The sequence below is a fragment of the Pseudorhodoferax sp. Leaf265 genome (assembly GCF_001422365.1).
Lineage (GTDB): Bacteria > Pseudomonadota > Gammaproteobacteria > Burkholderiales > Burkholderiaceae_C > Pseudorhodoferax.
Genome location: NZ_LMMT01000012.1, coordinates 458,453 through 473,125, shown reverse-complemented (window position 1 = coordinate 473,125; position 14,673 = coordinate 458,453). Strand labels below are relative to the sequence as shown.

General features: G+C 70.6%; 12 protein-coding genes. 11 read left to right on the top strand and 1 reads right to left on the bottom strand.

Annotated features, from left to right (window positions below; all coding sequences use genetic code 11):
- Positions 1-26: 26 nt before the first annotated feature.
- From mdoH to ASF45_RS14025, 6 genes are all read left to right on the top strand, one after another.
- A complete protein-coding gene (mdoH, locus tag ASF45_RS14050; protein WP_156472981.1) occupies positions 27-2,072 on the top strand; it encodes a glucans biosynthesis glucosyltransferase MdoH in 2,046 nt (681 codons plus the stop codon).
- Positions 2,073-2,229: 157 nt separating this feature from the next.
- A complete protein-coding gene (locus tag ASF45_RS14045; RefSeq protein WP_056663141.1) occupies positions 2,230-3,291 on the top strand; it encodes a purine nucleoside permease in 1,062 nt (353 codons plus the stop codon).
- A 14-nt stretch (positions 3,292-3,305) separates the two neighbouring features.
- A complete protein-coding gene (locus tag ASF45_RS14040; protein WP_056663139.1) occupies positions 3,306-4,220 on the top strand; it encodes a LysR family transcriptional regulator in 915 nt (304 codons plus the stop codon).
- Positions 4,221-4,313: 93 nt separating this feature from the next.
- Positions 4,314-5,021 (top strand): trans-aconitate 2-methyltransferase, encoded by a 708-nt coding sequence (locus ASF45_RS14035; RefSeq protein WP_056663137.1) that lies wholly within the window; start codon positions 4,314-4,316, stop codon positions 5,019-5,021.
- 146 nt (positions 5,022-5,167) lie between these two features.
- Positions 5,168-7,249: a LamG-like jellyroll fold domain-containing protein gene (locus tag ASF45_RS14030; RefSeq protein WP_056663135.1), complete on the top strand. Its 2,082-nt coding sequence runs from the start codon at positions 5,168-5,170 to the stop codon at positions 7,247-7,249.
- Between the two features lie 71 nt (positions 7,250-7,320).
- On the top strand, positions 7,321-8,109 hold the full coding sequence (locus ASF45_RS14025; RefSeq protein WP_056663133.1) for a PEP-CTERM sorting domain-containing protein: 789 nt from the start codon (positions 7,321-7,323) through the stop codon (positions 8,107-8,109).
- 61 nt (positions 8,110-8,170) lie between these two features.
- Here ASF45_RS14025 and ffh read toward each other — a convergent pair whose 3' ends face one another.
- Positions 8,171-9,562, bottom strand: a complete 1,392-nt coding sequence (gene ffh, locus ASF45_RS14020) for a signal recognition particle protein (protein ID WP_056663131.1) — start codon at positions 9,560-9,562, stop codon at positions 8,171-8,173.
- An 87-nt stretch (positions 9,563-9,649) separates the two neighbouring features.
- Between ffh and ASF45_RS14015 the strand changes: the two genes are divergently transcribed.
- Genes ASF45_RS14015 through ampD form a run of 5 tightly spaced genes read left to right on the top strand, consistent with a single transcriptional unit; the run spans position 9,650 to position 14,424 of the window.
- Positions 9,650-10,462 carry an inner membrane protein YpjD gene (locus ASF45_RS14015; RefSeq protein WP_056663129.1) on the top strand — a complete coding sequence of 271 codons (813 nt, stop codon included), beginning with the start codon at positions 9,650-9,652 and terminating at the stop codon, positions 10,460-10,462.
- A complete protein-coding gene (locus ASF45_RS14010; protein ID WP_056663128.1) occupies positions 10,459-10,680 on the top strand; it encodes a PP0621 family protein in 222 nt (73 codons plus the stop codon). The genes ASF45_RS14015 and ASF45_RS14010 overlap by 4 nt, the downstream gene beginning before the upstream one ends.
- Positions 10,681-10,700: 20 nt before the next feature.
- Entirely contained in the window at positions 10,701-12,404 is a 1,704-nt protein-coding gene (locus ASF45_RS14005) for a PAS domain-containing sensor histidine kinase (protein WP_056663124.1), read from the top strand.
- A gap of 3 nt (positions 12,405-12,407) precedes the next feature.
- Complete coding sequence (locus ASF45_RS14000; RefSeq protein WP_056663121.1) at positions 12,408-13,841, top strand: sigma-54 dependent transcriptional regulator; 1,434 nt, start codon at positions 12,408-12,410, stop codon at positions 13,839-13,841.
- Positions 13,831-14,424 carry a 1,6-anhydro-N-acetylmuramyl-L-alanine amidase AmpD gene (gene ampD / locus ASF45_RS13995; protein ID WP_056663118.1) on the top strand — a complete coding sequence of 198 codons (594 nt, stop codon included), beginning with the start codon at positions 13,831-13,833 and terminating at the stop codon, positions 14,422-14,424. The genes ASF45_RS14000 and ampD overlap by 11 nt, the downstream gene beginning before the upstream one ends.
- Positions 14,425-14,673 lie beyond the last annotated feature (249 nt).

Sequence of the window (14,673 nt, the reverse complement as noted above, 5' to 3'; positions counted from 1 at the left end):
CCTCCTCCTCTCACCGCGAGAACACCATGGAACAACCCAACGTCGCCCGCGTCGGCCGGCAAATCGTCGGTCGTGCCTGGGACAAACAGCGCAGCCCGCTGCGCGCCGAGCGCCATCCCAATTCCGTCACCGCACCGCCCGTGAACCGCGGCTCCATGACGCCCCGTCCCTGGCGCGGCTTCTGGAACAGCCTGGGCACGGCGCTGCTGATGTCCATCCCGGGCATGGGCCCGGCCGCCGCCAAGGTCGCCGCGCCCGCACCGGAAGCCTGGCAGCAGGCTGCCAGCCGCCGCCGCATGGCGCTGATGCTGATCGTGCTGCTGACCACCGCACTGGCCACCGGCCTGTTCGCCAGCATGCAGCCCGACTACGACAGCGTGCTGCTCGAAGTCGGCCAGCTGTCGCTGTTTGCGCTGCTGTCGGCCTGGATCGTGTCGGGCTTCGGCACGGCGCTGATGGGCTTCTTCGTCGTGCTGCGCGGCGACAAGCACGCGCTGTCGGCCAAGGAAGTGCGCGACCACGCGATGCCCACCGGCGCCGACGAGCGCACGGCGATCATCATGCCGATCTGCAACGAGGACGTGGCCACGGTGTTCGCCGGCCTGCGCGCCACCTGCGAATCGGTGCTGGCCACGGGCCACGGCCGTGCCTTCGACGTGTTCGTGCTGTCCGACAGCAACGACCCCGAGAAGCGCCGCGCCGAACGCGCCGCCTGGGAAGACCTGCGCGCCGTGCTGGCCCAGGAGTCCAACGGCGGCCCGTCCATCGAGGTCTACTACCGCCTGCGCACCCGCCGCACGCACCGCAAGGCCGGCAACGTGGCCGACTTCTGCCGCCGCTGGGGCAAGGACTACAAGTACATGGTGGTGCTGGACGCCGATAGCGTCATGAGCGGCGACTGCCTGACCTCCATGGTCAAGCTCATGCAAGCGCACCCCCGCGCCGGCATCATCCAGACCGCCACCCAGTCCATCGGCCACCAGACCCTGCACGCCCGTGCGCAGCAGTTCGCCTCGCGCATGACCGGCCGTTTGTTCACGCTGGGCATGCAGTACTGGCAGCTGGGCGAGTCCCACTACTGGGGCCACAACGCCATCATCCGCGTCAAGCCCTTCATGGAGCACTGCGCGCTGGCCCCGATCAAGGGCACGGGCGGCCTGTCCGGCGGCATCATGTCGCACGACTTCGTCGAAGCCGCGCTGATGCGCCGCGCCGGTTTCCATGTCTGGCTGGTGTCCGACCTGGTCGGCAGCTACGAGCAGCAACCGCCGGACCTGCTGTCCGAACTGCAGCGTGACCGCCGCTGGTGCCAGGGCAACCTGCAGAACGCCCGCCTGATGGCCGAGCCCGGCATCGCCGGTGTGCACCGCGCCATGTTCATCACGGGCACCATGTCCTACCTGTCGGCGCCGCTGTGGCTGGCCTTCATGACGCTGGGCACCACGCTGTGGCTGTCCGGCCATGCCCAGGCCACCGGCCTGGCCAGCGTGAGCCATGCGCTGTCCGCCATCCCCGCCGAGCTGATCGGCCTGTGGATCTGGACCCTGGCCGTGCTGTTCCTGCCGCGCCTCTTGGGCATCGCCGCCGTGCTGATCCAGGGCGAGCAACGCCGCTACGGCGGCACCGCCGGCCTGGTCAAGAGCGCTGCGCTGGAAAGCGTGCTGGCCATGCTGCAATCGCCGGTGCGCATGCTGGCCCACTCGCTGTTCGTGTTGGTCGCGCTGACCGGCGTGAAGCTGGAATGGAAGTCGCCCCCGCGGGACGCCGAAGCCCTGCGCTGGCGCGATGCGGCCCGCAGCCTGGCCCCCATGAGCGGCATCATCGCCCTGCTGGCCGTCGGCATCGCGCTGATCGACCCGAGCGCGCTGGTCTGGCTGATCCCGGTGGGCCTGCCGCTGCTGCTGGCCATCCCCGCCAGCGTGCTGACCAGTCGCAGCGACCTGGGCGCCGCCATGCGCCGCCAGCGCTGGCTGCTGATCCCGGAAGAAAGCTGGTCGCCCGCCGTGCTGCGCCGCGCCTGGATGCACGCCAAGCTGCCGCTGCGCCAGCAGCCCCTGGCCCTGGCCGCCTGACCGGTCGCCCTCCCCAAAACGCCCCTCGCCGAGGGGCGTTTTTGTTTTTGCAGCCTGTGCGCTTTTTGCGCACGCCCAGCGCGAAAATCAGCGCTTGAGAGCAGCACCCTGTTTGCCTACGATGCGGCCCCATTCCCACCATCACAAGGCGATTCCCATGCACCTCCTGCGTGCCCCGCGCTCCATCCTGGCCTGGCTGGCCGCCGCCGCACTGCTGGCCGGCTGTGCCACAGGCCCCTCCCCGTCCTCGCCATCGGCCAGCGTCGCGCCGGCCAGCGCACGGGCAACCGAACCTGTGCGCGTGAAGGTCTTCATCGCCGCGATGTTCGAGATCGGCCAGAACACAGGCGACCGCGCCGGCGAGTTCCAGCACTGGTACGAGCGCTACTGGAGGAACGCCACACCCATCCGCGTGCCGGGCGCCATCGCGCCCGTCTACTGCAACAGCGACGGCGTCTGCGGCGCCGTGCTGGGCATGGGCAAGGTCAACTCCTCGGCCTCGATGCAGGCCATCCTGCTGAACCCGGCCTTCGACTTCTCCCAGGCCTACTACCTGATCACGGGCGTGGCCGGCACGCCGCCTGCGCGCGGCACCATCGGCGACGTGTCCTGGGGCAGCTGGCTGGTGGACTACGACCTGGGCCACCGCTGGGCGCCCGAGGAGAACACGCCGGGTGCGCCGACCTTCATGCCGCGCAAGGGCTACGAGGAATACCGGCGCTTTCAGCTCAACCCCGCGCTGCTGGCCTGGGCCATGCAGCTGTCGGCCAAGACGCAGCTGTTGGACTCCGACAGCGCGCGCGCCTACCGGCTGCGCTACCCCGAGCCGCGCGCGCGCCAGGCCCCGAGCGTGGGCCAGGGCACGCACATGACGGGCGACACCTTCTTCCACGGCCCGGGCATGTCGGCGCAGGCCCAGTACATCGCCAAGCTCTACGGAGCGGACGACTACGTCATCACCGAGATGGAAGCCGCGGCCATCACGCTGGTCATCAAGCGCACCCATGGCACGGACCGCATCATGAGCCTGCGCGGCGCCGTCAACTTCGACCAGGGCAACCCGCGCGAGACCACGCTGCAGCACCTGGACCCTGCGCCCGGCGAGACCGCGGGGGGCTTCGCCGAGACGGTGGAGAACATCGCACGCGTGGGCGAGCGCGTGGTCGACCACATCGTCAGCCAATGGCCCGAATGGTCGGCCGGCGTGCCGCCGCGCTGAGCGCCTGAAGGGCCATGCACGCCAGCGTCCTCACCTACTTCATCGAGGTGGCCCGCAGCGGCTCGGTGCGCAAGGCATCGGAGCGGCTGCATGTGGCGGCCAGTGCCGTCAACCGCCAGATCCTGAACCTGGAGCAGGAGCTGGGCACGGAGCTGTTCGACCGCCTGCCCGGCGGCATGCGGCTGAACCCCGCCGGCGAGCGGCTGCTGCGCCACGCGCAGGAAACGCTGCACGGCTACCAGGTGCTGCGCACCGAACTCGACGCGCTGCGTGGCGAGCGCAGCGGCCACATCCAGCTGGCGGCCATGGACTCATGCTTCGAGAACCTGCTGCCCGCCGCGGTCGAGGCGTTCTCGCAGCTGTTCCCCGCGGCCACCTACACCATCGTCTCGACCCAGCCCATGGAGGTGCCGCAGCTCGTGGCCTCGGGCCAGGTCGACGTCGGGCTGAGCTTCGTCACGCGGCTGCCGGCCGGCGCGGTGGCCGTGAGCCTGGCGCACCTGCCTTTGGGCGTGGTGATGCCGCCGGGCCACCCGCTGGCCAGCCACGCGCGCGTGGCGCTGCGCGACTGCGCGCGCCATCCCTTCATCCGCTCGGGCGCCCAGCCGGTGTTCGGCCCCACGCTGTCGGCCGAATACACCGCCTTCTGGGAGGCCATGGAGCCGGTCGCCACCTGCAATTCCACACCGCTGGTCAAGCGGCTGGTGATGGCCGGCAAGGGCATCACGACCTTCTCCAAGATCGCGCTGCTGGACGAGCTGCGCCGCGGCGAACTGGTCTGGCGGCCGTTCGCGCTGCCGGTGCTGAACCAGCTGCAGGTCGGCATCGTGGTGCCGGCCCAGCGCGCGCTGCCGCAGCTCACGCAGAACTTCGTGGGCCGGCTGGCACACCGGCTGGCGCAGCTGGAGCAGGAAGCCGCGGCGCTATAGGCGGCGCGGCCTGCGCACGGCGCGAGCGCCGGCCTCGCCATCGCAGACACCGCGGCGCACCCCACGCGCCTATGCTGGCGGGCAGGAGAAACCATGCCAGACGCCGCCGCCAAATTCGACGCCGAACGCGCCGCCGAGTACGAACGCCAGAGCCGCATCGCGCTGGCCGGCTACGAGGCCTGCCACGAACTCGCCGCCTGCCTGCTCAGCGCGGCGGTGGAGCCGGGCGGCACCGCCCCACGCACGGTGCTGGTGGTGGGCGCGGGCGGCACGGCGCAGGAGATCCAGTGCCTGGCGCGCCTGCAGCCGCACTGGCGCTTCACGGCCGTCGACCCGTCGCCGCAGATGCTGGACCAGGCCATGGACAGGCTGCGCTCGCTCGGCCTGGCGGACCGGACCGAGGCCGTGTGCGGCACCGTGCAGGACCTGGCACCTGCACGGACCTTCGACGCCGCCACGCTGATCGGCGTGCTGCACCACCAGGGTGGCGATGCGGCCAAGCACGCCCTCCTGCGGACCATCGCGGAACGCCTGCCCGCGGGCGCGCCGCTGGTCCTGGCGGGCAACAGCCACGCCTACGCGAGCCGGCCGCTGCTGCTCAAGGCCTGGGCCGAACGCTGGCGCATGGCCGGCGCCGGACCGGACGAGGTGCAGGCCAAGCTCGCCAAGATCCTGCAGGGCGCCGACCCGCCGGCCACGGAAGCGGCCTCGCTGCAGCTGCTGGAAGCGGCGGGCTTCATGCGGGCCGAGCGCTTCTTCTCCAGCCTGTTCTGGACCGCCTGGATTGCCTTGCGCGCCTGAGCCGCAGCGGCGTCCGCACTTGTGCGGACAGCAGCCGCCACCGCAGCTCCGCATGCCATGGCAGCGTCATGCCGTGTCACGGCCTTGTCGTGCGCACTGTCGACACTGCGCGGCTCCGGGCAAGCGCCCACAACCGCTCCAGTGCAATGACCCAAGAACCACGCGACGCCACCGAACAGGACGTCGCGACAACACCAACGCACCCCTTCGCCAGCGACCGCCGCAGCATGCTGCGCGGCGCTGCCGGCCTGTCCGCCATGGCGGTGGGCGGTGGCTTCCTGCAGGCCGCGCAGGCGGCGCAGGCGGCCGTCACGAGCTTCGCGATCGCCGTGCTGCCCGACACGCAGTTCTATTCGCGCTACGCGACGACCGACGAGGGCCAGCAGTTCCAGAACCGCTACGGCTCCACACCCTATGCCGCGCAGACCCGCTGGATCGCCAACAACGCGGGCACCTACAACATCCCGTTCGTGATCCACCTGGGCGACGTGGTCGACCAGGTCGGCAAACCCAACCAGTGGCGCGTGGCCGACGAGGCGATGCGGCAGCTGGAAAATGCCAGCGTCCCCTATTCCATCCTGGCCGGCAACCACGACGTGCTGGCCGACTACGACTACCACGGCCCGAGCGACCAGGGCTTCGGCACCGATGCCCAGCGCAACCTGGCGGCCGAGCCCTACCTGCAGTGGTTCCCGACGAACCGCGCCGCCCGCCAGAGCAGCTTCCGCGAGCGCGACAGCTCGGGCTTCAACGAATGCCACGTGTTCAGCGCGCATGGCGTGCAGTTCATGGTGCTGTCCCTGTCCTGGCGCGTCTCCGACGCCGCCATCGCCTGGGCCCGCGACGTGATGCGCCGCAACCCCACGCTGCCGGTCATCCTGTCCAACCACCAGTTGCTCAACATCGCGGCCGACGGCGTCACGCCGGCCGAGACCGACTACGGCAAGATGCTGTGGGACAGGCTGATCTGCGACAACGACCAGATCTTCATGACGCTGAACGGCCACCACCACGGCGCGGCCTACCTCAAGAAGTTCAACAACTTCGGCAACGAGGTGCACCAGATGGTGGTGGACTACCAGATGGACTACCAGGGCGGCAACGCCATGATGCGCCTGTACGAGGTGGACTTCAGCGCCAACAAGATCGACGTGATGTCGTTCTCGCCCTGGGTCGTCGGCAAGCCCGCCAACACGCTGACGCAGTTCGACTTCGCCGAGCTGACCGCGGCCAACCAGCGCTTCACGATCCCCATCAACTTCAAGAAGCGCTTCGCGGGTTTCCTGCGCTGGCGGCCGCTGCTGGCCACCACCGGCACGCCCATCCTGCCGCGCGTGCGCAGCGAGTTCCTCGCGGGCTACGTGGAACCCCAGCCCACGGTGCAGCGTCCACCGGCCGACGCCAACGACTTCCCGCTGATCACCGGCGAGGACAACTATGCGCATTGGCGCGCGCCGGCCGGCATCGCCGAGGGCCAGGTGGTGCGCGTGGGCGAGGCCCTGCCCAACATCACCACCAGCGGCCAGCACGTGGGCCAGCACATGTACCGTGCCGCACCCACCGGCGCCGCGCAGCTGGGCGATGTGGTCTGGTCCACCGACAGGCACTACCTGTCGTCGGCCCCCGGCAGCGTGCGCTTCCTCAACTCCGACAAGACCGTGGACCGCCTGAACGCCTTCCTGACCCAGGTCGGCGCGTCCATCAACAACCGCAGCTTCTGGAACGGCTACACCATCGAGGCCTTCATCAAGCTGCCGGCGGACTGGGACGCGAACAAGCACCGCTGGGCCAACCTGCTCGGCCGCGTGGGCCGGCGCGGCAACGTGCCGGGCGGCTTCCGCGGTGGCGACCCGGAAGCCTCCAGCGTGCTGTTCGCCGTCTCCAGCCTGCGCGAGGTGCAGTGGGAGATCGTGCCCGCCAGCAACGCGCAGTACCCGCAGACGGCCTGGTCCGGTGAGCTGATCCGCAACACCTGGTACCACGTGGCCATCGTCAACGACCCGGCCACGCGCACGACCACGATGTACGTGGACGGCGCGCCGGTGCTGCGCAACATCGCCAACGCGGAGACGGGCACGCGCTCGCTGAGCGTGAACAACCCCTGGATCGTCGGCGCCGGCTGGTGGGACACCGTGCTCACGGACGGCTACTACGGCTGGATCGGCGAGATCCGCCTGGTCGGCCGGCCGCTGCCGGCGACGCAGTGGCTGACGGCCCGCCGCAGCTGATCCCCGCGCTTCATCCCCGGAGGCGGCCCGCGGGCGGGCTGCCCGCCCTTTTTTCGTTCTGGAGTTTTCGCATGTTCTCTCGCATCGCCATGGCTGCGGCTGCAGCCCTGCTGGTCGGCACCGGCGCGCACGCCGCACCCCTGCAGGCCACCGCCAGCATCTTCAACGGCAGCGGCTACGGCAGCAGCTACGCCGGCCCGGGCGGCACCACCTCGCCGGGCAACGCGGCCCTGGGCTGGGTCGTCGACGGCGGCAACGGCGCCTTCGACGCGTTCGGCTTCTACAACAGCGGCACGGCCGGCCTCACGCAGACGCGCCAGGTCGAGCTGCTGAGCGGCAATGTCTTCCGCTTCTTCGACAGCTTCGCCAACACCTCCAGCCAGGTCATCACCACCACGCTGAACTTCTTCGGCAACCTGGGTTCGGACGGCGACGAACTCGTCCATTACAACCAGAACGGCCTGGTCGTCAGCTGCGAGGACGACTGGACCGGCCACTGCGGCAGCGACCCGGTGCTGGCACTGGTCTCGGGCAACAACGGCCTGGGCATGGCCTCGATCAGCCCGGACCGCTACAACGTCAGCTTCTCGGTCAGCATCGCGCCCGGCGAGGTCCTGAGCCTGCTGAACTTCGCCTACCTCGCCAGCGACGAGAACGGCCCGGGCGCCGACGACGTGGCCCTGGCCCAAGCCACCGGCCTGGCCCTGCTGGACGCGCCGCGCCTGGAGGGCCTGAGCGCCGAGCAACTGGCCACGCTGGCCAACTACACGCTGGCCAACGAGGTGCCCGAGCCCTCGGGCATGGCGCTGATGCTGGCCGGCCTGGCGGCCCTGGGCTGGCGCGCCCGGCGCCAGGCTTGAGCACACCATGAAAAAGGCCCGCGGCGCTGGCGCGCCGCGGGCCTGGCGGCTTGGGCGCGCCTCAGAACGGCAGCTTGGGCATGCCGCCCCCGCCGCCCATGAGGCCCTTCATGCCGCCCATGCGCTTCATCATCTTCATGAGGCCGCCGCCCTTCATCTTCTTCATCATCTCCTGCATCTGGCCGAACTCATTGAGCAGGCGGTTGACCTCCTGCACCTGAACGCCGGCACCGGCGGCGATGCGGCGCTTGCGCGTGGCCTTGATGAGGTCGGGCTTCCTGCGCTCCAGCGCCGTCATGCTGTGGATGATGCCCTGCTTGCGGCGGATCTCGCGCTCGGCGCGGTCCATGTCGACCTGGCCGGCCTTGGCCGACATCTGCGTGGGCAGCTTGTCCATCAGGCTGGACAGGCCGCCCATCTGGTTCATCTGCTGGATCTGGGCCAGGAAGTCGTTGAGGTCGAAGCCCTCGCCGCTCTTGACCTTGGCCGCCAGCTTCTGCGCCGCCGCCATGTCCACGTTGGCCGTGACCTGCTCGACCAGGGCCACGATGTCGCCCATGCCCAGCACACGGCCGGCATGGCGCTCGGCGTCGAACACCTCCAGCCCATCGATCTTCTCGCTGGTACCGGCGAACTTGATCGGCACGCCCGTGACATGGCGGGCCGACAGCGCGGCACCGCCGCGCGAGTCGCCGTCGGTCTTGGTCAGCACGATGCCGGTGAGCGGCAGCGCCTCGCCGAAGGCCTTGGCCACGTTCATTGCATCCTGGCCCTGCATGGCGTCGACGACGAACAGTGTCTCCACCGGGTTCAGCGCGGCGTGCAGTTCGCGGATCTCCTGCATCAGCGCCTCGTCCACGGCCAGGCGGCCGGCCGTGTCGACCAGCAGCACATCGAAGTAGTGGCGTTTGGCGTGGTCCAGCGCGGCGCGCGCGATGTCCACGGGCTTTTGCTCGCCCGTGCTCGGGAACCATTCGGCGCCGGCCTGTTTGGTGACGGTCTTGAGCTGCTCGATGGCGGCCGGGCGGTAGACGTCGGCCGACACCGTCAGCACCTTCTTCTTGCGCCGCTCGGTCAGCAACTTGGCCAACTTGGCCGTGGTGGTGGTCTTGCCGGTGCCCTGCAGGCCGGCCATCAGCACCACCGCGGGCGGCTGGGCCGCCAGGTTGAGCTCTGCGCCCGGCAGACCCTGGCCCATGGTGGCGGCCAGCTCGCGGTTGACGATGCCGACCAGGGCCTGGCCCGGCGACAGCGATCCCAGCACCTCCTGGCCGAGGGCCTTTTCCTTCACGCGGGCGATGAAGTCGCGCACCACGGGCAGGGCCACGTCGGCCTCCAGCAGCGCCATGCGCACCTCGCGCAGCATGTCGGTGACGTTGGCTTCGGTGATGCGGGCCTGGCCGCGGATCTCCTTGACCAGACGCGAGAGTTTTTCGGTGAGAGCGGACGCCATGGAGGTCCTTTGCTCCAGCACAAGGAGCGCAGTTGGGGGAAGGGAGAAGCGGCCGGCGCCCGGAAGGCGTGCCGGTAAACTGAGCCCATGATTTTAGCGAGCGCCTCCATGGCCACCGTGTTGCTGTCGGCCGCCGCCGCCGCGGCCTATGCGGTTCCGGCGGCGGTCGCCTCGCGCCTGCAGCCCGAGCGCAGCCGTCACGCGCTGTTGCCGGCCTGGGTGCTGCATGCGCTGCTGCTGTGCTGGGGCCTGTGGTTCACGGCCACGCCGCGCTTCGGCTTCGCGCCCGCGCTGTCGGTCACGGCCTGGCTGGTGCTCACGGTCTACGCCGTGGAAAGCCATGTGTTCCCGCAACTGCGTGCGCACTGGGCGCTGGCCGGTTTCGGCGCCGTGGCGGTGCTGATGGCCCTGGTGTTCCCGGGCACGCCCCTGCACGAGAACGCCTCGCCCTGGCTGCCGCTGCACTGGGCCCTGGGCATCGCCTGCTATGGCCTGTTCGCGGCGGCCGTGCTGCACGCCTGGCTGATGCGCCGCAGCGAGCGCGCCATGCGCGACGCCGGCCCCTCGTTCAGCGGCGTGCCGCTGTTGACGCTGGAGCGGCTGACCTTTCGCTTCGTGCAGGCCGGCTTCGTGCTGCTGACGGCCACGCTGGCGGCCGGCTGGCTCTTCGGCGAGTCGCTCTACGGCGCGGGCGCCGGCCACTGGCGCTGGGACCACAAGACGGTGTTTTCGCTGCTGTCCTGGCTCACCTTCGCGGTGCTGCTGGTCGGCCGCGCGCGCTTCGGCTGGCGTGGCCGCACCGCCGTGCGCGTGCTCTATGCGGGTGCCGTGCTGCTGCTGCTGGCCTATGTGGGCTCGCGTTTCGTGCTCGAAGTGTTGATCGGCCGGGGAGCCGCATGAAGTTCCTGATTGTCCTGCTGGTGGTGGCCTTCGGCGTCTGGCTGTGGCGCTCGCGCCGGCCGGCGCCACCGCCGGCCAAGCCGCGTGCCCGCAACGCACTGCCGGCCGAGATGGTGCGTTGCGCTGCCTGCGGCCTGCACCTGCCGCTGGCCGACGCCGAGCGCAGTCCGCGCGGCGTGTACTGCAGCAAAGAGCACCGGCGCCAGATCGAGGGCTGAGACGTGACGGGGGAGACGGCATGACCGCCCTCGACGACGCCTGGCCACCGTCCGACTTCGACCCGCGCACCGCGGTCCTGCCGCCGGTCGGCGACCTGGCCATGACACGTGCCTGGTACGGTTTCATGACGGCGCGCGTCACGATCGCACTGGCCCTGCTGCTGCTGCAGGCCACGCAGTACGCGCTGACGGGCACCGTGCCGGCCTGGGTGCTGGCCATGTGCGCGCTGTACCTGGCCAGTGCGCTGGCGACGCGGCTGCTGGCGCGGCCGCGCCTGCCGCGCCATGCGCTGGAGCCGACCTGGCTGCTGACGGTGGGCATGGATGTGCTGGTCATCGCGCTGCTGCAGCTGTTCCAGTCCGGCACCATCAGCTACACGCCCTTGCTGGGCGTGCCGGTGCTGCTGACGGCGGTGCTGGGCACGCGGCCCATGGCCATCGGCATGGCGCTGGCCATCACCTTGCTGCTGCTGTTGGAGACCTGGTGGGCCTCCGCGCACGGCATGGCCGAAAGCACAGGGCGCTCCCTGCAGGCCGGGCTGGCCGGCCTGGGCTACCTGCTGGTGGCCTTCCTGGCCAACCAGTTGGCGGCCCGGCTCATGCGCGAGGAGCAGCTCGCGCTCGCCGGCCTGCACGCCGCCCGGCTGCAGGCCCAGGTGAACCAGCTCGTGATGGAAACGCAGACCGACGGCGTCGTGGTGGTGGACACGCACACCCGCATGCGCACTGCGAACCCGGCGGCGCGGGCGCTGCTGGGCCTGGACCCGGCGGGCCTGCGGCCTGCGCTGGACGCGCAGCCCAGTTGGGCGCCGCTGCTGGAACTGGCGCGCGCCACGTTCGAGCAAGCCACGCCGCAGGCGGCCGACCTGACGCTGCGCAGCACCAGCCGCGGCGCCCGGCGCCTGCGCGTGCACACCCGCATGACCGAGGCCCCGGGCCGCGCCCACGAGCGGCTGTGCGTGATGTTCCTGCACGACCTGCGCGAGGCCGAGGCGCGCACGCGCACCGAGAAGATGGCGGCCATGGGCCGCATGTCCGCCGCCGTCGCGCATGAAATCCGCAACCCGCTGGCCGCCATCGTCCAGGCCAATGCGTTGCTGGACGAGGAGCTGCAGGCACCCGGCCAGCGCCAGCTCACCCAGATGATCCAGCACAACGCACAGCGCCTGTCCAAGATCGTCGACGAGGTGCTGGATGTGGCCCGCGTGCCCGAGGCCGGCCGCACGGCACCGCCCAGCCTGCTGCTGGATGCCAGCGTGCAGGACATCTGCGCCGACTGGGCGCAGCGCGCGCCGCAACGCCGCCGCGTGCAACTGGACCTGGCCACCCAGGGCCTGCCGGTGGACTTCGACAGCGAGCACCTGCGCCGCGTGCTGGTCAACCTGCTGGACAACGCGCTGCGCTATGCCAGCGAGCGGCCGGCAGCGATCCAGGTGACGACGCGGCTGTCGGCCGATCGCCAATCCAGCCTGCAGGTCTGGAGCGATGGCGCGCCCCTGGAGGAATCGGTCGAACGCCACCTGTTCGAGCCATTCTTCTCCTCGGAGAGCCGCTCCAGCGGACTGGGGCTGTACATTTGCCGCGAACTCTGTGAGCGCCACCGCGCCAGCATCGGCTACCAGCGCAGCGCGCGGCAGCGGGGCGGCGCCAGCGTCCAGGGCAACGAGTTCTCCGTGCAGTTCCGTCCCCCGAAGCCCGCAGAGCGCACCCCGCCCGCCCATTGAGCCATGCCACCGCACACGCAAGCCCCTTCCGCGCAACCTGCCAGCGTCCTGGTGGTGGACGACGAGCCCGACCTGCGCACGCTGTACGAGCTCACGCTGCTGCGCGAGGGCCACCGCGTGGAGACCGCCGGCACCCTGGCCGAAGCGCAGGCAGCGCTGCAGGAGCAGCGCTTCCGTGCCGTCATCACCGACATGCGGCTGCCCGATGGCCTGGGCCTCACGCTGCTGCAGGAGCTGCGCGCGCAGCAGCGCGCCGAGCGCTGCATCGTCATCACGGCCTACGGCTCGGCCGAGAACGCCGTGGAAGCGCTCAAGGCCGGCGCCTTCGACTACCTGACCAAGCCGGTGGACCTCAAGCAGTTCCGCGCCGTGGTGGCCTCGGCCCTGCAGGAGCACGATGCGGTGGTGCCGCGCCCGGTTGCGCGCAGCGCCCAGCCCGATGGCGCGGCCCATGCGGCACCCGCGCTGGACCGGCTGGTCGGCGAGTCCGAGCCCATGCGCCTGGTCAAGCAGCGCATCCTGAAGGTGGCGCGCAGCATGGCACCGGTGCTGGTGCGCGGCGAATCGGGCACCGGCAAGGAACTCGTGGCCCAGGCCCTGCACGCCGCCAGCCACCGCGCCGCCGCGCCGCTCGTCGCCGTGAACTGTGGCGCCATTCCCGAGAACCTGCTCGAGGCCGAATTCTTCGGCGCCAAGAAGGGCTCCTACACCGGCGCGATGACCGACAGGCTGGGCTACTTCCAGGCCGCGCGCGGCGGCACGCTGTTCCTGGACGAGATCGGCGACCTGCCGCTGGCCATGCAGTCCAAGCTGCTGCGCGCGATCCAGGAGCGCAGCGTTCGGCCGCTGGGCTCTACCCAGGAGGACACGGTCGACGTGCGCATCGTCAGCGCCACCCACAAGGACCTGGCGGCCGAGGTCAAGGCCGGCCGCTTCCGCCAGGACCTCTACTACCGCCTGAACGTGATCGAGATCGTGGTGCCGCCGCTGCGCGAGCGCCGCGACGACCTGCCTGCGCTGTGCACGGCCCTGCTGGGCCGCATCGCGCACGAATCCGGGATGCGGGTGCCGCCGCCTTCCGGCGCGCTGCTGGCCGAGCTGCAGCAGCATCCGCTGGCCGGCAACGTGCGCGAGCTCGAGAACCTGCTGCACCGTGCCGTGGCCATGAGCGAGGGCGATGAACTCAGCGCCGATTTCCCCGACAGCGGCAGCCAGGCACTGGCACCACTGCCGGCAGGCGACGAGGCCACGCCCAGCGACCTGCAGGCCTATTTGGACCGGCAGGAGCGCGCCATCCTCGTGCGCGTGCTGCACGAGACCGGCTTCAACCGCACCGCCGCGGCGGCGCGGCTGGGGCTGTCGCTGCGGCAGATCCGCTACCGCATCGCGCGGCTCAACATCGCCACGCCGCAGGACAACGAACCCCATGACGAGTGACGCACTGTGGCAGGGCGGCTGGTACCGCTTCGCGCGGCACCAGCCCTCGCCCAACTTCGGGCCGCGCCCGGTCGGTGCGCGCATCGATCTGGTGGTGCTGCACTCCATCAGCCTGCCGCCCGGCCAGTACGGCGGCGACGAGGTCCTGGCCCTGTTCGACAACCGGCTCGACTGGGACGCCCACCCCTACTTCGCGCAGATCCGCGGCCTGCAGGTGTCGGCGCATTTCTTCATCCGCCGCGGCGGCGAGCTCTGGCAGTTCGTGGACGCCGATGCGCGGGCCTGGCATGCCGGCCGCTCGCACTGGCGCGGCCGCGACGAGTGCAACGACGACTCCATCGGCATCGAGCTCGAGGGCCTGGAGGGCGAGCGCTTCGAGCCGGCCCAGTACGACACCCTGGCCAGCCTGTGCGCCGCGCTCGCCCAGCGCTACCCAATCGCCCATGTGGCCGGCCACGAGCATGTGGCGCCCGGCCGCAAGCAGGACCCCGGGCCGGGTTTCGACTGGGCCGCGCTGCAGCAGGGCACGGGCTGGCCGGCCGACTGGTTTCCACTTGCAGTGCGCGGATCCGCCCCCATCTAAAACGGGTTGCTGGAACAGCTTGCGAAAGCGCCTGGCGGGCCGGACCCAGCAACCATGCCGGCTGCAAGGCGGAATGGGGCGCCATCCCGCATGAAACCTCATCTTTGCGCGACCATGGCGCACCGCTGCTGGCGCTGCGGCGCAGTGCCACGCATCCTCATACAAAAAGCCGCACAACACGCTACCTGTAGTGGCTAGAATGCCGCCGAACCCTAGATATGGGGCCGGCCCGGAACGCTTTTCTGCTGC